Source organism: Vreelandella boliviensis LC1, from assembly GCF_000236035.1.
GTDB classification, from domain to species: domain Bacteria; phylum Pseudomonadota; class Gammaproteobacteria; order Pseudomonadales; family Halomonadaceae; genus Vreelandella; species Vreelandella boliviensis.
Map to the genome: position 1 here is coordinate 1820766 of NZ_JH393257.1, position 17855 is coordinate 1838620.

Annotated in this window: 18 protein-coding genes; 7 read left to right on the forward strand and 11 right to left on the reverse strand. The window is 53.5% G+C overall.

What is annotated here, in order from left to right; translation table 11 throughout:
* Positions 1-16: 16 nt before the first annotated feature.
* Both KUC_RS08105 and KUC_RS08110 read right to left on the reverse strand, forming a co-directional pair.
* Positions 17-889, reverse strand: a complete 873-nt coding sequence (locus KUC_RS08105; RefSeq protein ID WP_007112683.1) for a PhzF family phenazine biosynthesis protein — start codon at positions 887-889, stop codon at positions 17-19.
* Positions 876-1088, reverse strand: coding sequence for a DUF1127 domain-containing protein (locus tag KUC_RS08110; RefSeq protein WP_007112684.1), 213 nt, complete (start codon positions 1086-1088; stop codon positions 876-878). Before KUC_RS08110 ends, KUC_RS08105 begins: the two co-directional genes overlap by 14 nt.
* A 165-nt stretch (positions 1089-1253) precedes the next feature.
* On the opposite strand from KUC_RS08110, the gene KUC_RS08115 reads away from it, so the two are divergent.
* The gene (locus tag KUC_RS08115; RefSeq protein ID WP_040479923.1) at positions 1254-2693 is read left to right on the forward strand and encodes an aminotransferase-like domain-containing protein; all 1440 of its coding nucleotides are present in this window, start codon (positions 1254-1256) and stop codon (positions 2691-2693) included.
* Here the strand turns inward: KUC_RS08115 and KUC_RS19075 are convergent.
* Positions 2688-3398 (reverse strand): anti-sigma factor, encoded by a 711-nt coding sequence (locus KUC_RS19075; RefSeq protein WP_007112686.1) that lies wholly within the window; start codon positions 3396-3398, stop codon positions 2688-2690. The genes KUC_RS08115 and KUC_RS19075 overlap by 6 nt on opposite strands.
* Complete coding sequence (locus KUC_RS08125) at positions 3377-3940, reverse strand: sigma-70 family RNA polymerase sigma factor (RefSeq protein WP_007112687.1); 564 nt, start codon at positions 3938-3940, stop codon at positions 3377-3379. Before KUC_RS08125 ends, KUC_RS19075 begins: the two co-directional genes overlap by 22 nt.
* A 185-nt stretch (positions 3941-4125) precedes the next feature.
* Here KUC_RS08125 and KUC_RS08130 point away from each other — a divergent pair, with 185 nt between their 5' ends.
* Positions 4126-4677, forward strand: coding sequence for a fasciclin domain-containing protein (locus KUC_RS08130; RefSeq protein ID WP_007112689.1), 552 nt, complete (start codon positions 4126-4128; stop codon positions 4675-4677).
* Positions 4678-4759: 82 nt separating this feature from the next.
* On the opposite strand, the gene KUC_RS08135 is transcribed toward KUC_RS08130, so the two are convergent.
* From KUC_RS08135 to pdxR, 3 genes are all read right to left on the reverse strand, one after another.
* Positions 4760-5368 carry a DNA-3-methyladenine glycosylase I gene (locus KUC_RS08135; protein ID WP_007112690.1) on the reverse strand — a complete coding sequence of 203 codons (609 nt, stop codon included), beginning with the start codon at positions 5366-5368 and terminating at the stop codon, positions 4760-4762.
* Positions 5369-5393: 25 nt separating this feature from the next.
* The gene (gene pcsA / locus KUC_RS08140; protein ID WP_371827727.1) at positions 5394-6119 is read right to left on the reverse strand and encodes a phosphatidylcholine synthase; all 726 of its coding nucleotides are present in this window, start codon (positions 6117-6119) and stop codon (positions 5394-5396) included.
* A 150-nt stretch (positions 6120-6269) separates the two neighbouring features.
* Positions 6270-7751 carry a MocR-like pyridoxine biosynthesis transcription factor PdxR gene (gene pdxR / locus KUC_RS08145; protein ID WP_007112692.1) on the reverse strand — a complete coding sequence of 494 codons (1482 nt, stop codon included), beginning with the start codon at positions 7749-7751 and terminating at the stop codon, positions 6270-6272.
* A gap of 92 nt (positions 7752-7843) precedes the next feature.
* Here pdxR and KUC_RS08150 point away from each other — a divergent pair, with 92 nt between their 5' ends.
* Positions 7844-8293 (forward strand): GNAT family N-acetyltransferase, encoded by a 450-nt coding sequence (locus KUC_RS08150; protein WP_040479928.1) that lies wholly within the window; start codon positions 7844-7846, stop codon positions 8291-8293.
* Positions 8294-8315: 22 nt separating this feature from the next.
* Here KUC_RS08150 and KUC_RS08155 read toward each other — a convergent pair whose 3' ends face one another.
* From KUC_RS08155 to codB, 3 genes are all read right to left on the reverse strand, one after another.
* Positions 8316-8798, reverse strand: a complete 483-nt coding sequence (locus tag KUC_RS08155) for a YbaK/EbsC family protein (protein WP_007112694.1) — start codon at positions 8796-8798, stop codon at positions 8316-8318.
* 77 nt (positions 8799-8875) lie between these two features.
* Positions 8876-10129 (reverse strand): cytosine deaminase, encoded by a 1254-nt coding sequence (gene codA / locus KUC_RS08160; protein ID WP_007112695.1) that lies wholly within the window; start codon positions 10127-10129, stop codon positions 8876-8878.
* Between the two features lie 16 nt (positions 10130-10145).
* On the reverse strand, positions 10146-11411 hold the full coding sequence (gene codB, locus KUC_RS08165; protein ID WP_007112696.1) for a cytosine permease: 1266 nt from the start codon (positions 11409-11411) through the stop codon (positions 10146-10148).
* Between the two features lie 323 nt (positions 11412-11734).
* On the opposite strand from codB, the gene KUC_RS08170 reads away from it, so the two are divergent.
* The 4 genes from KUC_RS08170 to KUC_RS08185 all read left to right on the forward strand — a co-directional run bounded on the left by KUC_RS08170 (position 11735) and on the right by KUC_RS08185 (position 17067).
* A complete protein-coding gene (locus tag KUC_RS08170) occupies positions 11735-13201 on the forward strand; it encodes a diguanylate cyclase domain-containing protein (RefSeq protein WP_040479931.1) in 1467 nt (488 codons plus the stop codon).
* A complete protein-coding gene (locus KUC_RS08175) occupies positions 13189-14112 on the forward strand; it encodes an amino acid ABC transporter substrate-binding protein (RefSeq protein ID WP_007112698.1) in 924 nt (307 codons plus the stop codon). Before KUC_RS08170 ends, KUC_RS08175 begins: the two co-directional genes overlap by 13 nt.
* Before the next feature lie 12 nt (positions 14113-14124).
* The gene (locus KUC_RS08180) at positions 14125-15009 is read left to right on the forward strand and encodes an amino acid ABC transporter substrate-binding protein (RefSeq protein WP_141243409.1); all 885 of its coding nucleotides are present in this window, start codon (positions 14125-14127) and stop codon (positions 15007-15009) included.
* 342 nt (positions 15010-15351) lie between these two features.
* Positions 15352-17067 carry a methyl-accepting chemotaxis protein gene (locus KUC_RS08185; protein ID WP_007112700.1) on the forward strand — a complete coding sequence of 572 codons (1716 nt, stop codon included), beginning with the start codon at positions 15352-15354 and terminating at the stop codon, positions 17065-17067.
* Here the strand turns inward: KUC_RS08185 and KUC_RS08190 are convergent.
* Complete coding sequence (locus KUC_RS08190) at positions 17064-17687, reverse strand: TetR family transcriptional regulator (RefSeq protein WP_007112701.1); 624 nt, start codon at positions 17685-17687, stop codon at positions 17064-17066. The two genes, KUC_RS08185 and KUC_RS08190, sit on opposite strands and share 4 nt — an antisense overlap.
* Between the last annotated feature and the right edge of the window lie 168 nt (positions 17688-17855).

Below are 17855 nucleotides of genomic sequence, written 5' to 3' on the forward strand. Positions count from 1 at the left end.
GTTGAGCATCTAGCGTTTATAGATGTGCTTCAAAAACGCCCTTGCCCACCACCACAGCGTTACCGCTAACCTTCACATAACCGGACTCGATATCGCCATTGGCGGCGGTGTAAATAATACTGGGCCGCCCCATCTCAACGCCCTGATGAATCCTGCACTGCAAGGTGTCTGGCTGCAGTGACGCTAGGTAGCCGGTCAACGCTGCGGCGGCGCTACCCGTGGCGGGGTCTTCGCAAATACTGGCGTGCATACAAAACATGCGGCTGCGCACAACTGTCTCTGCCTCGCCGTGTTGTTCAATCACATACAGGTAAACCTGCTCGGCACTGCTAGGCACAACAGCATTCGCCCAGGTGGCTGTAGAGATGTTTACGCTCTCTAACGCTGCCACGTCAGTCAGCTCAATTAAATGATAGGGCAGTCCGAAGGAGGCAATGACCGGATCGCCCCTTACCTGGTGAATGTCCAGTCCCAACAGCTCAACGGCAGTGATGCGATCAATCGTGCTGTCTTTCAACATCGCAGGCTGGGCGGTGGTAAACGTTGCCCTTGCTTGGTTATAACTAACGGCTAGCTCGCCGATAGGGGGTTGTAACACAACGCCTTGCGCGCGGTTTGCTAGGCTCAGCTCCGCGAGCAAATGCGCGGTACCTACTGTGGGATGGCCTGCAAAAGGCAGCTCGCGCGTTGGTGTGAAAATCCGCATCGGATAGTGATTCGGGCCAGTGGCAGCGCTGACAAACACTGTTTCAGCTAAATTCAATTCATTGGCCAGCGCTTGCATGGTGCTGGTCTCAAGCTCTCCCGCGTCTAAAAAAACGGCCAATGGGTTGCCGGTAAACGGCTGGTTGGTAAAGACGTCGAGCAGGTAATACTCAGCGGTTTTCATGGTGACCCCTTTTAAAAGATGCGTGTTTCCAAAATGCTTTATGACCCTCTTTTTGCGCCTGCTCTCGGGTAATACCAACATCTTCTAGCAGCCGGTCATCCAGCGCTAGTAGCTGACGACGGCTACGGCGATAGTGGCGATAAGAGTGAAACTGGCAGCGCAACTGATAGCGAAGCTGAGTAAGACTGAAGCGTGGCATGGCGGCTCTCCTTGAGCGTTATGTGCCTAATTAGGTTACTCAGCACTGCGTTTTCAATACAGGCATAGAAATTTTTATTTTTAAGATACAGATTGGGTGTTTTATACCTCTGTATGGGCTATAAATAGCTATCTGTATTGTTTTAGGCTGAAAGGGGTAAAGGCCGTGACGCGCTATGAAGAGGTAGCCACTATATTGCGGGAGCGTATCGAGCATGGCATCTACCGTGTGGGCGATCGCATGCCCTCTATTCGTGCAGTCTGTCAGGAGCTGGACGTCAGCATTTCAACGGCCCAGGAGGCCTACCGCCAACTGATGGATGTGGCATTGATCGAGTCGCGTCCCAAGTCTGGCTACTTTGTGCTGCCAAGCCGGGTGCCCTCAGTGCTGCCCTCGGTCTCAAGGCCTGCCCAGCGCCCGCTGGATATTTCCCAGTGGGATCAGGTGCTGGAGCTCGTCGCTACTCAACGCGATGACGACCGGCTTCTGCTGGGGCGTGGGGTGCCCAATCTCGAGTATGAAACGTTGCGGCCACTGTCGAAAATCCTCGCTGGCCTACATCGCAGCACTGATCTTAACGGATTCAACTACGACAAGCTGAGCGGAAGCCCCGAGTTACGTCAGCAGGTAGCCCGACTGGCGATTAATTCTGGCTGTTTGCTTCACCCGGACGACATCATGGTGACCACCGGCTGTCAGGAGGCGCTGGCCATTGCGCTGCGAACGCTCACTCAGCCCGGCGATGTGGTAGCCGTGGACTCGCCTAGCTTTTATGGCACTATGCAGATTCTCAAGGCCAACGGCTTAAAAGCGCTGGAAATCCCCACCGACCCGCAAACGGGCATCAGTCTGGAAGCCCTTGAGCTGGCGTTGGAGCAGTGGCCGATCCGCGCCATACAGGTCACGCCGACCTACAACAACCCGCTGGGCTACACCATGCCTGAAGCACGCAAGCGGGCGCTGTTTCAGCTCGCCCAGCGTTTTGATGTGGCGATTATCGAAGACGATATCTACGGCGATTTGTCATTCTCTCTGCCCAGGCCACGCACCGTGAAATCATTCGATGATGACGGGCGCGTGATGCTGTGCAGCGGTTTTTCGAAAACGGTGGGGCCAGGGTTGCGGGTGGGCTGGCTGGCGCCAGGCCGTTATCGTGATCAGGCGCTGCATATGAAATACGTCTCCACTGGCGCCTCGGCCACGCTGCCGCAGCTGGCGGTGGCGGAGTTCGTCGCTAAAGGCCACTACGAGCGCCATCTGCGCTACGCCACCCGCCAGTATCAGCGCCAGCGCGATATCATGATCAGTTGGGTGCAGCGCTACTTCCCCAAAGGTGCGGGTATTAGCTACCCTCAAGGCAGCTTTTTGCTCTGGGTAGAGTTGCCCGCCGCGGTGGATTGCGTGCGCCTAAACCAACGCTTGGCACAGCGTGCGATCCATGTGGCACCGGGTTCGCTGTTTTCCGCCTCGGGCAAGTACCGCCAGTGTCTGCGCCTGAACTATGCGTTTACGTTAACGCCTGCCATTGAAGCGGCTTTGCGGACAGTGGGGGAACTTGCCTGCGAGATGGTGGAAGAGGCGCAGGCGCATGAGGCTGTCTTATAAAGTTAGAGTGCTGCCCACCACCGGCGTCAAACGGCCATGGTCGATAATTGGGCCGGTTGGCTGGCCTCCTGGAGCGCCTCCCTGGGGTTCCACACTGACGGCTAAATCGGCGCTGAATAATTGCGCGCGCAGCTCATCGCTGGGTTCCAGGCGTCGACTGCCTTGCTCAGGCAATAGGCCCAGCGAAATGGGCGTGCCATCGGCGATCAACCACAGCTCACCGGTCTGTTCGCTGTCGACCTGTGTCGGTTGAACCGCTTGCACGATCAGCTCTCCCTCTTGAGTCGCGCTAATGATCCAGCCTGGCGTGCGTGATTCGTCCTGAACAACGAAGACCGCCTCTCCCTGTGATGGTAGGGTCAGTTCAGCTTGTTGCCAAAGCAGGCCCAGCGCTACCGCAATGACCCCAAAACTGGCCGCCATGGCCTGCCATGCGCCCAGGCGTTGCCACCAGCGCAGAGGCGAGGCCCAGGTTGCCTGGGTAATGCGCTGCCAGACCTCCTTGGGCGGTGTCTTAGGATCCAACTGTTCGTTGAATAAGTGCAGATATTCTCGCCAATCTTCCACGTCATTACGCAGGTCATGGCTGACTGCCAGCAGCGCTTCAAAGCGTGCTTTCTGATCGCTATCCAATACGCCCAGTACGTACTCACCAGCCGCCAGGTGACGATCGTCAGGGTTGCTTAAATCCCATTGGTTAGACATGTTTTTAACCTCTCGAGTCCACGGCGGATCCAGCTTTTGACGCTGCCCAGCGGTTGGGACAGAGAGTTAGCAAGCTCGCTGTGCGTCATGCCCTGAAAATAGGCCATTTCCATTAACTGGCGCTGATGAAGACTGAGTGAATCAAGGCAGTCGTTTAGTTTAGCGTTTTGCTGATGACTGATGCTGTCATCTTCAGGGTCGTCGGTCCCTAATAGGGTGGCTAACAAAGGTTCATCGGTGGTGGTGTCCTGGGGTTTCTGGCGGCGCAGCCAGTCGATGCCAATATTGCGGGCGAGTGTGGAAAGCCAGGTCATCGGCTTGGCTCGCGTGGCGTCGTATTGATCGGCGGCATGCCAGATTCTGATAAAAACATGTTGCAGGCAATCCTGTGCGGCACCCTCATCTTTCACTATACGCAGCAACTGAGCATATAGATGCGAACTGGAGACACGATAGAGACGCTCGAATGCACTGCGGTCGCCCTGGGCGCAGCCGTTTAGTTGCTCAATAAGATATTCGTGGCGTTGTGTGGCATCTAGCATTCAGGCATCTCTGCACAGTAAACCGAACCGCCAGTCTTGGTGAGTCAGCCGTTGAAGGCAATAGGCGAGGCGTCAGCGAGGAATAAAATATTTTGAGATAGTTGCATCCACTGACGCCCTGGCGCCGTAAGTGTTAGTGAGCTTGCATTGCTGAGCTCTTTTAATGACAACCAGGAGATGCCCCAATGAAACTCAAACTACTTACCGCTGGCGTTTGTGCCGCTGCTTTATTTACCGGCGTTGCCGTGGCCGATCATGGTCCTACCACGGTAGGCGGCGCCAACATGCTTCCTGAGCGGAATATTATCGAAAACGCGGTTAATTCAGGCGATCATGAAACGCTCGTCGCCGCCGTTCAAGCGGCTGAACTGGTTGATGTGCTGCAAGGGGAAGGCCCTTTTACCGTATTCGCGCCGACGGATGATGCGTTCGCGAAACTTCCTGATGGCACCGTTGAGACGCTGCTGCAACCAGAGAATCAGGAGCAACTTCAAACGGTTCTTACCTACCACGTTGTACCTGGCAATATGAACCGGGACGCATTGTGGGAAGAAATCATGGAAAATGATGGCGACGTGGCTTTTAAAACCGTTCAAGGTGAGTACCTTACCGTCGCGCGCAACGGCAATAACCTGATGGTTATGGATGCCCAGGGCAATAGTGCCAATATCACGGTCGTGGATGTGGCGCAGTCGAACGGCGTGATCCACGTGATCGACAGTGTGTTAATGCCTTAAGGGTACAACTCATAACGGGTAATGACCGTTATTCGTTCGAGGTTACATTTGCCCACCGCCTAGCTTGCTAGGCGGTGGGTTTTTATCGATCAGAAGGCCGCACAAACCCCTCTCGGGCGCGAGCGGCTTGTTTGCGAATGACGCATTCTTGCGCGTGATCATTAAGCAGCCCCATGGCCTGCATAAAGGCAAACGCAGTGGTGGGGCCGAAAAATTTCCAGCCGCGCTTTTTCAGTTCTTTAGCCAGAGCTATGGATTCAGGTGAGGTGGTCTGGGTTTGGGGCGCCGCTAACTCGGTTGGCTCATAGCGCCAGAAGAACGCGGCCAGCGAGCCTTCTTGCTCGACCATTTCCTTGGCGCGCTGGGCGTTGTTAATCGTCGCTTCGATCTTACCGCGGTGGCGAATAATCCCCGCGTCTTGAAGTAAACGCTGCACATCGTCTTGGCCAAAACGAGCGACTTGGTGGAAATCGAAGTGGTGAAAGGCGGCGCGAAAATTCTCGCGTTTGTTGAGAATCGTGCGCCAGCTCAAGCCCGACTGAAAGCTCTCCAGGCACAGCTTCTCGAACAGCCGCTGATCGTCGTCGACCGGGAAACCCCTCTCGTTATCATGGTAGGGCAGAAATTCCGGCGCGCCGCCACACCACTGGCAACGAGGATGACCGTCGGGGGCGATAAAGTCGTGGGTCATCGGCTACTCGCTTCTTAAACAAGCCCTAATCAAACCATTCCTGGGCGGTACGCCATAGGCACATGCCGATAAAATAAACCGATGTAATGCCCCATCCCCACATTGCCCAGGCGGCATGTACGGGGCTGGAGAGCACCAGTGATGTGGCGCATACGCACCAGACCAGCGTGACGGCGATATTGAGCGGCATAAACAAGCGCACCCTAAAGGGGTGCAGAAACTTCATCCGGGTCACGGTGAGGATGGCCAGTAGCACGATAGTGGCAAAGGTGACGAAGGGTGGTAAGTCGAGAATATAGAAATAGGCGGCGGCGATGTTCCAGGCGGCAGGAAAGCCAACAAAGTAATTATCCTGGCTTTTCATATCGACATTGCAGAAACAGAACATCGATGACAGCAGAATGATAAACACGGATAACAGCCCTAAATAGGGCGGTAATTCAATGAAGTAATAAATAAATAGGGCGGGAATAAAGGCCCAGGTCAGGTAATCGATCACCATATCAAGCGTTGAGCCATCGAAGTGGGGCAGTATGGCTTTCACTTCATATTTGCGCGCCAGGGTGCCATCAATACCATCGATCATCATGGCGGCGCCTAGCCAGAGCAGGCAGGCAACTGGGTTATCGTCGACCAGTGCGAGCAACGCCATTGTACCCAGCAGCACACCACTGGCGGTAAATATATGCACGCTCCATGCTTTACATCGTGAGGCGCGGGATTCTGTGTGCGAAGAAAGAGATTGAACCACGTTGACCCCATTGGGAACGTGTTGTCCCCTTTGCGTTTGGTTAATAGATAAGCCTGTAAAGAAAGATACACTACTACAAGAATGCTTCCAGAGAATACGCCAAGTACATCCTTTCATGGCGTGATGGGTCTTGGCTTATCGAGGTAATGGTTATGTGTCATCTTTTATTGCCAAATAAGCGTCGCTTAGCCACTTACCTGCCTTCATCAGCTCGCCTTCCGTTGAGCCTGCATAGCCGAGCACTAAACCAGGATGTTCGTTTGCAGAGAGGTAATAGCGAGAAAGTGGCGAAAGGGTAATGTCGGCTTTGTCGGCGCGTTCTACGAGCAGGTCTTCTTGCGCACGGGTATCGAGCCTGGCCAACAGATGCATACCGGCATGACCATCAGAAAGCTCAAGCCCTTTGGCTACCGCCGGTGCTAATGCTGTTCGTAAACACGCCTGTCGCTGGCGATAGGCAGACCGCATGCGGGCGATGTGGCGGGTAAAGTGTCCATTGGCAATAAATTCAGCAAGCGCTGATTGCACGGGGTAGTTACCTTCGCGGTGCAATCGCGCATGGGCGCGTCTAAAGTCTTTGGCGAGCGTGTCGGGGAGTACCAAATAGCCTAAACGCAAGCCCGGATAGAGCACTTTACTGAAGGTGCCCACATAAATAACCGATGCCTGCTCCGAAAGCCCCTGTAGCGAAGGCGTCGGCGGTGTATCGTAGCGAAACTCACTGTCGTAATCGTCTTCAATGACCCAACTGCCGGTTCGGGAAGCGTGCTCAAGTAATGCCAGCCGTCTAGGGACTGGCATGGTAACGCCACTGGGGTATTGGTGAGAGGGTGTCACGTAAATAAGCCGAGGCGCTGGCGCACTCGCTGGTGCGAGTGAAGGGTTTAGCCCTTCTTGATCGACGGGGACGGGCGTTATCGTTAAGCCCGACGCCAAAAAGCAGGCCTGGGCGCCGCCGTAACCAGGTTCTTCCATCCAAACAGAATCACCATGATCGGTGAGTAGTTGAGTGATCAGTTCAAACGCCTGCTGGGCGCCTTGGGTAATCACGATCTGCCCCGGCTGGCAGCGCACCGCGCGGGAAAGGCGAAGATAATCACAAAGGGCTGCTTTCAGTTCAGGTAGCCCGCCATTGGTTTGATAATCCATCCATGCTATCTGGGCGTGATAATAGTGGCGCCGCAACAGGCGTTGCCACTGCTCGCGGGGAAACAGGTCGAGGGCCGGGACACCCGGCACAAAGGCGCGATGTCTAGGGCTTAGCGTTCCCCCCAGTGCTAACAGCTTATTGCCCCGCGTTGAGTAGCGAACCGGCAAAGGCGGTGGAAGCTCGGCCTTGGTTAACAGCGAAGGTAGATCGGCCACATAGAGCCCCGCCCCCTGGCGGGAAATCAGCAATCCTTCCGCCAGTAGCCGATCCATGGCGGCCAGCACCGTATTGCGGCTAACACCCAAAGCGCGGGCCAAGTAGCGGGAAGAAGGCAGCGCATCGCCAGCCGTCAATTCACCATGTTGAATCCACTCCTTAAGCGAGCGGTAGAGCTGCTGAACCAGAGTGGCTGATTCATGTTCAGCTAGCCTTAACGCTAGCGCCTCTGTAATCCAGTCGCTAGCGGCGTCGCGTAGATTCACTGGTACCCTCAATTTAGCGATAAGTGGCTCTTTATCGTAGACCACTATAACGGCAAGCTGTATTTAACCACTACCCAGATGGAGCAGTCGTTATGACTAACATCCGTTCGGCAGTACTTAATGACTTAGAACCTCTCAGTGCATTGCTCGATGGCTATCGTCAGTTTTATGCCCAGCCGAGTGATATTCAGGCGGCGCGTGATTTCCTCCGCCAGCGCATGGGGCTTGGGGACTCTTTTATTTTGGTTAGCGAGAACAGTGAAGGAGCGCTCACCGGTTTTGTGCAGCTTTACCCAGGGGTTTCCACGGTGGGATTAAATGCGCGCTGGACGCTGAATGATCTCTTTGTGTTACCCGACTGTCGTGAAAAAGGCACAGGACGAGCGTTAATGGAAGCCGCTTCTCAGCTAGCCCACGATCACGGCGTAGCGCGCTTGATACTCATGACGCAGGTAGAAAACGAGCGTGCCCAACACCTTTATGAGTCACTGGGCTGGCAGCGCAATACCGCGTTTTATGGTTATGTATTAGACGTGAATTAAACGCTGCCTCAGTAAAAGGCGCCTAATTGACACTCTCCGGCTCCGGCAACTTACACACATCCACCCACTTGGCATTGACCAGCTCGGCCAGGCGCTTGGGGCTTAGGCGCACGGCGCTATTAGGTGATCCCGCTGCAGGGAGGACTTCGTCATAGGCGTGGAGCGATTCATCGCAGTACACCGGCAAGTCAGTGGCGAGGCCAAAAGGGCAGACGCCGCCGACCGGGTGGCTGGTCAGCTCCATGACCGTCTCGGCGTCGAGCATTTTGGCCTTACCGCCGAAGGTGTCGCGAATTTTGCGGTTATCGATTCGCGCATTGCCACTGGCAACGATCAGCAGTGGTTTTTCGCCCATCCGAAACGCCAGGGTTTTGGCAATCTGACCAGGTGCTACACCATGGGCTTCAGCGGCCAGTTGTACCGTGGCGGTGCTGGTTTCAAGCTCTTCGATGTTGATATCTGGCGCATGCTCGGCAAAGAACTGGCGAACGGTCTCTATGCCCATTGTGGTTTTCCCCGGTTGTTAACATTCGTCGCTAACATTAGATGCTTAAATGCCTAATCTAACGTTTCTGTGGCGCATTAGCCAAGCCACGGCGGTGTGACTATTTTGGCGGGCTCGCGCTGCATGATGATCTCGCCATGGCGAACTGACAGCAGCACCTCGCCCTGGTTGCGCAGCACGCTGTAGTCATCCTCGCCTTCCAGCAGGTTAAAGCTGGCGGGTTTGCCGATCTCAATGCCGTAACGCGCTTCGATATTCATTGTGCGGGCGCTGTTATCAGTGATCAGCGAAAGCGCCTGGCTGAAGTCCTGATAGCCCATCATTTGGCAAATATGCAGGCCAAAATCCAGCGTTCGCAGTAGCTTGCCGTTACCCAGTGAGTACCAGGGGTCAAAGATGGAGTCCTCGGCAAAGCAGACGTTAATACCCGCTGCATTTAGCTCCTTCACACGGGTCACGCCGCGCCGTTTTGGATAGGTATCAAAACGCCCCTGCAGATGAATACTTTCGGTGGGGCAGGAAACAAAGTTAATGCCCGAGCGTTTGAGCATCAGAAACAGCTTGGAGCAGTAGGCGTTGTCATAGGAGTGCATGGCCGTGGTGTGGCTGGCGGTAACGCGACCGCCCAGGTCGTTAAACAGCGCCTCGCAGGCGAGCACTTCGAGAAAGCGTGAGTTGGGGTCGTCAATCTCGTCGCAGTGGACATCCACTAAACGGTCATACTTGATCGCCAGCTCGATCACCCGTTTCATGGAAGCGACACCCAGCTCACGGGTGTATTCGAAGTGGGGAATGCCGCCAACCACATCGGCGCCAATTTCCAGCGCCTCTTCCAGCAGCTTGTCGCCGCCGGGGTAGGAGAGCAGCCCATCCTGCGGGAAGGCCACCACCTGGATATCGATTTTATCTTTCAGCTCGTCGCGTAAGGCGCACAGGGTTCTGATGCCAATCAGGCTGGGGTCGCTGGTGTCGGCGTGGGTGCGCACAAACTGAACGCCGTTGCCGATCAGCAGGTTGAGGGTTTTTAAAGCGCGCTCGCGAATATCCGCTTCGGTGAGCATAGGTTTGCGCTCGCCCCAGCGCTCAATGCCTTCAAATAGGGTGCCGCTCTGGTTCCAGCTCGGTTCGCCCGCTGTCAGCGCGGCATCCAAATGAATATGCGGCTCGATAAACGGCGCGCAAACAAGCTTGGCGCGCGCATCAATTTGGCCTTCACTCGCGGTTAGTGGGGCGTCCTGGGCGGTAATCGCCGTGAATACGCCGTTCTCGATCTCAATTCGATAAAGCTCGGGGCGCTGGCGTAGCCTGGCGTTGATAATCTGCATGCTCATATACAAAACGGCTCACTTATTGTTTGGCAGTGGAGGGAAGGCTATCACCCAGCGTAGCGTGCTTTAGGCGCAGCAGCACGGCGTAGCTTCCCGCTGCCACTGCAACACCCACCAGTGGGGGGAGTAATGGAGAGAAGTAGGCAGCTCCCGCACCGATCGCATAGGCGGCTAACCCCCGACGATTGAAATCGGGTAGCGCAGCGGACGAAAGCGACGGGTAGCGGCCTTTATGCTTGAGCCAAAAGTCTGCCATGATCACGCCGCCCATGGGGGGGATAAAGGTACCCAGCAGCACTAGGAAGGGAATCAGCAGGTTATACATCCCGCCCACCGCCAGTACGGTACCAATCGCCGCACCGCCTACCGTGACCAAACGGCGTTTTTCGGTACGCAGCAAATTACAGCCCGCCACGGCGAAGTTGTAGATAGTGTTGTCCTGGGTGGTCCAGATGTTCAAGAACAGCATCAGCACGGCGATAGTGACAAAGCCTTGAGCGATCAAGACGTCTACAATATCGGCCTGCTGGTAAATCATGGTCCCCAGGGCACCGGTCAACACCATCAGGCCATTACCTACAAAGAAGGCCGCCATGGTGGCAATGACAGCAATCTTGGGAGTTTTGGCGAAGCGGCTCCAGTTAGTCGCTTGAGTGCCGCCGCTGATAAAGGTGCCAATGATGACGGTAATCGCGGCTGCCACGCTCATGCTCTCCGTGGGCGTCTGCTGGCTTAACCCGGCGAAACCGCGCACATCCACCAGGCCGGTGAACAGGCTGATCAGGATAAACAGCATCATGGCGGGCACGGCAAAGCGCGAAAGCCAGTCCATGCCGCGGTAGCCGATCATGGCGGTGATGCAGAAACCAAACCCAAACAGCACCATTAAGGGGATTTCCAGCCATTCAGGCATCCCGGTGGTGCGTATTAATACTAAGGCAATCGTCGCGGTGCCCCAGGCGTACCAACCAATCTGGGTAAAACCGAGAATAAAGTCGGAGAGTTTGCTGCCCTTCTCACCAAAGCAGAAGCGTCCCATCAGCACCGAATTGAGCCCGCTTTGACAAGCAATATAGGCGAGGGCTGCCGCATAGATCCCCAGCAGCAGGTTGCCAATCAGAATGATCCATAGCAGTTGCCCAATCGGAAAGGCTTGGCCTAACGTGCCACCCGCCCACATGGTGGCGGTGAAGAAGGTAAAGCCGAGCAATACGGCAGAGGTAGAAAACAGGCCCTTGCGGGCACTGAGGGGCACTTCACTGAGGGGGTAGTCGGAGTGTCGCATGGTGATCTCCTAGTCAAAGGAAACAGGTCGCCAAAAAGCGTCTATCAATAAATACATCTAGCAATAAATGCATCTATCAACAAAAGCTATATCAATAAGTTAGCAATATTTATGCCAATAAATCGGGGCGTAGAGAATAAAAGCGCTGATTATTTTTAAGCCCTACTCAGTCTTTTTAGTGGTACTTTTAAAATAACTTCTAATAAATTTTAGTTATTGGCCGAAAGGTATTATAGGTGGCCACTATCTCGTTAAAGAGAAGAGTACTCATAGAGATTGCTTTACGCTCCCGTTGATCTAGCAAATAAGGAACTCCTAAGCGTATGCAGCAACCCCCACGGGCGAACTCATCAGCGACAGTGACCAAGCTGCCCTGGCACCAAACACTGGTAGGCAAGGTGGTGGTGTTTATGCTGTTGGGGGTCATGTTTGCCTATTTAATGGGCGCTTTATCAGGGTTTTTAATGGTCGAGCGTGGTGCGCGAGAACAGTGGCGGCGTGAAGCGCAGGTCAATGCACAGATCGTTAGTGCTACGATCCGGCGTATTTATACCTCTGTCGCCGTCAGTGCTGACGAAACGGGGCAGATTACCCGTATTATCTCCCAGCGACCGATTGGCGATGAGGAGTCGGTGCTTGAAACGGGATTTAGTCCCGTCGATGTCCTGGCACTGGCCAGTGCCCAAACACGTAACAATGTGTGGCTGTTTGGAGCAACGCCGGAAGGCTCGCTAAAGGTAGTGGCCGACGCACTTAACGCCTCACCGGACTCCGAGGCGGCATTGACAGTGAGTACTTGGCAATCAACCGCCGAGGCCACTGATTTTTACGTTGGGTTTGCCCTGGTTGGGAGTCAACAACACTTTATTAGCTCATTGCCTATTGTGACGCCTGACGGCAAGTTATTGGGCGTGGTTGTTTCAACCATAGGACAGCGAGACGTTCTTTATCAGATGCGTAATGATCTGATTGGTAAAGCATTAATGGCACTATTAGCGGTGTTGGTAGCAACCGCACTGATGCTGAGTATATTGATGCGTCACCTCTTCAGGCCGGTACCGACATTGATTCGGTCGCTGGCAGCCATAGCCAAAAACCAGACACAAAGCCCCACGCCGTATACCGCTCGTAACGATGAAATCGGCCGGATGGCAAAGGCCATTGATGCCTTGCGTAAGAAGGTCATTGAGCGTGAACACCTGCTTGATATAAAAGACGAAGCCCTGCGTTTTCAGCACCTTGCTCACCATGATGAGCTTACTAAGCTGCCTAACCGTATACAGCTTAATGACGCTTTAAAAGCGGCAGAGCTCTCCCTGCTACAAGGCGACGTGTTTAACGTCATGTTGTTTGATCTGGATTACTTTAAGGACGTGAACGATAGCTTGGGGCATGCGGTGGGTGATGCGCTGTTGATAGACGTTAGCCAGCGGGTACAGGGGTTATTGAAAGACAATGATTTGGTGGCGCGTCTAGGCGGCGATGAATTTGCCATTATTCAGCGCGTTGCGGGCAGTGCGCCGGAAGAAGAGGCTAAGGCACTGGCGGATAACATTGTTGCCACGCTGGGTGCGCCGTTTCAGATTGAGGCACAAGAAATCACCATCAGCGTCAGTGTGGGTATAGCCAGAGCCCCCGTTGATGGTGACACCAGCTATGATCTGCTGCGTAATGCCGATATTGCGCTGTATGCGGCCAAGGCGAAAGGGCGCAACCGCTATATGCTGTTTGCCTCGGGGATGAAGATGATGGCGAATACTGACGAGAGGGGGCAATCATGCACTGGTTAGCAGTGTTTATAGTCGGCGTGTTTTGTTGGCATAGCTCCGCCGTGGGCGATCAATTTTCCACCTCGCCGGTGATGACGCGTATCGCAGCGAATGGCCAAATTAACGTTGGTCATCGTACCAGCGAAGCGCCTTTTTCCTACGTGGCGAACGATAAGCCGATGGGCTATGCGATTGATCTATGTTTAAACGTTATAGAGGGTCTTCGTGATGAGTTGGCGCTAGACGAGTTAACGATTAACTTTGTACCGGTAACGCCTGCGAATCGGTTTATCTTAGTACGCAATGGTGAGGTGGACATTGAGTGTGGTGTGACCACCAACACGCCCGAACGTCGCCGCCAAGCGGCCTTTTCTTACCCGCATTTTCTCACCGCCACACGCTATGTATCGCTTGCCGAGCAGAATATGCACAGTATTGTCGATCTGGCTGGCCGCAGCGTGGTGTCAACAACCGGCACCATCAATATTGAACAGCTCAATAAGCTCAATCGCAGTGAGGGTCTGAATATAGCGGTGATGTTGAGCCGTAACCATGACGAGGCCTTTGCCATGGTAGCGTCAGGCCAGGCATCGGCGTTTGTGATGGACGCTATTTTGCTGGCGGGTTTGGTGTCATCCGCGGCAGACCCAGGCATTTTCAATATCTCAGAAGCCACGCTGAGCGATGCTAAACCATATGGCTTAATGATGCCGCCGGATGACCCGGTGTTTGTTGAGCTGGTTAATCATAAGTTACGCCAACTTTATCGAAGCGACGCGATTCGCCCCCTTTACGCCAAGTGGTTTTTGCAGCCCATACCACCCGATGATCAGGTGTTGAATTTGCCGTTAACGCCAGAACTCGCTGCGATATTCGCCGATCCTGACAGTTATCTGGATGGTAGTCATCTGGATGATAGTTACCTGGAGTAGAGGAGGTGTGCAATGTACAAAACAATATTCATAGGATGTTGCGGCTTACTGGCAATGGCGCTTAGTGGCGTCACAGCGCAAGCAACGGCGCCGATTGATACGCTTGAACGAATAGAAAAAACGGCCACATTGCGCGTGGGCTACGGCGATACAGCGCCTTTTTCCTATCTAGATAATCAGGGGCAAGTGGTTGGCTATTCTATCGATATTTGTCGGCGTTTAGCTGAACAGTTGAAGGTAAATCTGGGGCTTTCGTCACTTGAAATAGCCTATGTGCCTCGTACACCCAGTAACCGGGTTCAGCTACTCAACCATGGCGATATTGATATTGAATGCAACGCCAGTACTAACACTGTCGAAAGGCGGCGCAGCGCGCTGTTTGCTCTGAGCCATTATTTTGTCAACGTGCGCTATGTGGCGCTGCGCGAGAGTGGTTTTAAGACGTTAGAAGATTTGGCCGGGCAGAGCGTTAGCGTGGCGCGAGGTACGGTCAATGTCGGGCAAGTCAATCAAGTGAACCGAGAGCAGCGCCTGCATTTGTCGGTAGTGCCTGTCGATACGTTGCAAGAAGCGTTTGATTTAGTCACGGATGGCCGCGTTGCGGCCTTTGCGATGGATGATATTCTACTTAGCGCAATGATTGCCGAATCAGATAGTCCCGATGCGTACGTCTTATCCACTGAGCCGTTAACAGAATCACAACCGCTGGGTTTTATGATGCGGCTCGGTGATGACGCATTTGCTGAGCAAGTCAATAAAGCCCTTCATACCATCTACACCAGCCCTGATATGGAATCGATTTATGACCGCTGGTTTCATCAGCCGCTGCCGGGTAAAGGCATTACGCTTAACGTGCCAATGAGTGAGGCATTGGCTGACCAACTTAGTAATCCATAAGGTAAATTACTTTTCAAACGGCTGTTTGCGGTTTTTTAAAATGGTTAAAGAAAACTAAAGTTAATTCAATAGAGGTCGATAGTTAAATTACTTGATGAATAATGCTAATCGCGTGACGTTCACTGCTGCATTTTCTGAGGAGAGGTTAAGGTGCCTCTGACGATTGCTGTGAATGTCTGTGCGTATATGAAATCAAAAGAGATTTATTCTCAAAGTGGATTCAACGCTTGCCAAGTGGTTCGATTCGTCATGCTCTCGTTCATTGCATTTATTGGCGCCACCTTAACTAAATGTCAACATTGCTAATGAAGTGTTAGCCAGAGTTTAGAGACGTCTCTTACCATGAACAGTGTTCTTCGTAATATCTCAGTCAAAATGAGCCTAACCTTAGTGTTAGCTATTTTTTCATTGTTAATAATCATCATTGCTGCTTTGGGCTACAAAGCAGGCAATGAAGGTGCTTCTGCACTATCAGGTGTAGACCAAGGTGCCGACCAAATGAGGGCGCTTAATCGCAGTCAAGTATCAGTGGCCAACGCCCAGCTTTTCTATATGAACAGCTTTGATGCAGCCAGCCGTGGCGATGTAAGCCTAGCGCGTGATTACCTTGCCGAAGCAGAACATTTCCGGGAGGAAGCACAAGAGCGTTTCTCAGAATTTGAATCGTTTAGTACTAAGCAGGCCCAGCCAGCGCTGGCAGAGGCGGTTATTACAAGCTATGACAATTTACGCCAGCAAGGGCTAATGCCCTTTGAAGAGGCCGTTCGCGAAGGCGATGATGCGCAGTTTAACGCGAGCAGACAAATAACCAGTGGCCTTAACCAAGACTTTATCGCCGCCAATACGGCTTATAACAGTGCGATGGCTGAACGTAATCACCAGTTAGTTGCTGATTATGAAAGCGACATGCAGGTTTTTGGGTACATTGAGCTGGCTGTGTTGTTGCTCGCCGCCTTGATCGTTGTATTTGTTCGTATCGCCATGGTAGGCGCTATTGTGACGCCGCTGAAGGAGGCATTAACACACTTTGAACGCATCGCTAAACATGACTTTTCGAGCCACATTAGTGATCGTGGACGCAATGAGATTGGCAAATTATTCAGCGCTATGAAGGATATGCAGATCGGTTTATCCAAGACCGCCTCTGACGTAGGCGATAGTTGTGGTTCAATCTATATAGGCGCCCGCGAAATCGCTAGTGGTAATGCGGATCTATCATCGCGTACCGAGCAGCAGGCGGCTTCATTGCAAGAAACTGCATCCAGCATGGAGGAGTTAACGGCTACCGTAAAACAGAATGCCGATAACGCCCGCCAAGCGAGTCAGTTGGCAAACGAAGCTTCAAGCACTGCAGGTCATGGTGGGGAAGTGGTTGAACAAGTCATTACTACCATGCATGGTATTTCTGATAGCTCTAGAAAAGTTACCGATATTATTACGGTTATCGACTCTATTGCCTTTCAAACCAATATCTTGGCGCTTAATGCCTCAGTAGAAGCCGCGCGCGCGGGCGAACAGGGCCGCGGCTTTGCGGTAGTGGCCAGCGAAGTGCGTAACCTGGCTAGCCGCAGTGCCGATGCAGCTAAAGAGATCAGGGTGTTGATCGCTGCCTCATCAGCCCAGGTGAAAGAGGGCTCGGTACTTGTTGAAAGCGCTGGTGCTACGATGCAGGATGTGATCAGTTCAGTACGCCGTGTGACCGATATCATGGATGAAATCTCCGCCGCTTCGCAGGAGCAGAGTTCGGGCATCGAGCAGGTCAACCAAGCGGTTGCTCAGATGGATGAAGTGACTCAGCAGAACGCGTCGTTGGTTCAAGAGATATCGTCAGCGGCAAGTTCATTGGAAGAACAGGCAGAGCGGCTTGAAGGTGTCTTTTCTACCTTCCGTTTAGCAGGTGGGGAGAGTCGTGAACAGCATTCTCCGCTAACCACGCCGTCGCATTCTTCGCCGCATTCGTCACAACATTCTTCACAACAACAGCCTGCGCTGGTCCGGCCAGCGCCTCGGGGAGCCCAAGCCAGTAGCGGTGCGGATCGCGAGTGGGAAGAATTTTAACGACTTGAAACAGTTAAAAGCCCGCGCATCAGCGTTTCGACAATGCTATCGCGGGCGTCGTCCAGCGAAAACTGGTGGGTGTCTTGCAGCCAATCAAAGCAGTTGCCAATTAAAAAACTGTGGAACTGGCGGCGGGCATTTTCGGGCGTCAGGTCGGCGCGCAGCTGGCCTTGCTGTTGAACCTGTTCGAATAACTGTTCTACCCGCGCTTCGGCGTGCCCAGAGAGCCGCGTGATCATACTGATTCGCGGGTGATCGTCCTCAAGCTTTTCGCAGCGGTGCAGCACAATGGTGGCGGCCCGCTGCAGCGGTAAATCGTGACAAATTCCCGCTAGCGATCGTTGGGCAATCTCGCGTAAACAGGCCACGGGTGTTGTGCCAAGGCGCTGTACCGCTTCATCAACAATTTCATCCAGTGGAATACGTACCCGCTCAAGCAGCGCATCGAAGACCGCTGCCTTATCCGCAAAGTGCCAATAAATTGCCCCTCGGGTGACGCCTGCAGACTCGGCGATATGCGCCAGGGTGGTGCGAGCAACCCCGTGGGCGAGAAAAGTGGTTTCTGCTGCGTCGAGAATGGCTTCCCGAGTGCGTTCGGCATCGGCCTTGCGACGGGTCATGGCGGCTCCTGGGACAACAAGTCACATTATTCTGGCATTGATGAATGGCAAAGTCGCCTGCAGATGATTACTATACACATCTCGCTGACATTCATGAATGTCAGTTAGTAAGCATCAGTTAGTAAATACCAGTTAGTAAATACCAGTTAGTAAATACCAGTTAAAAGA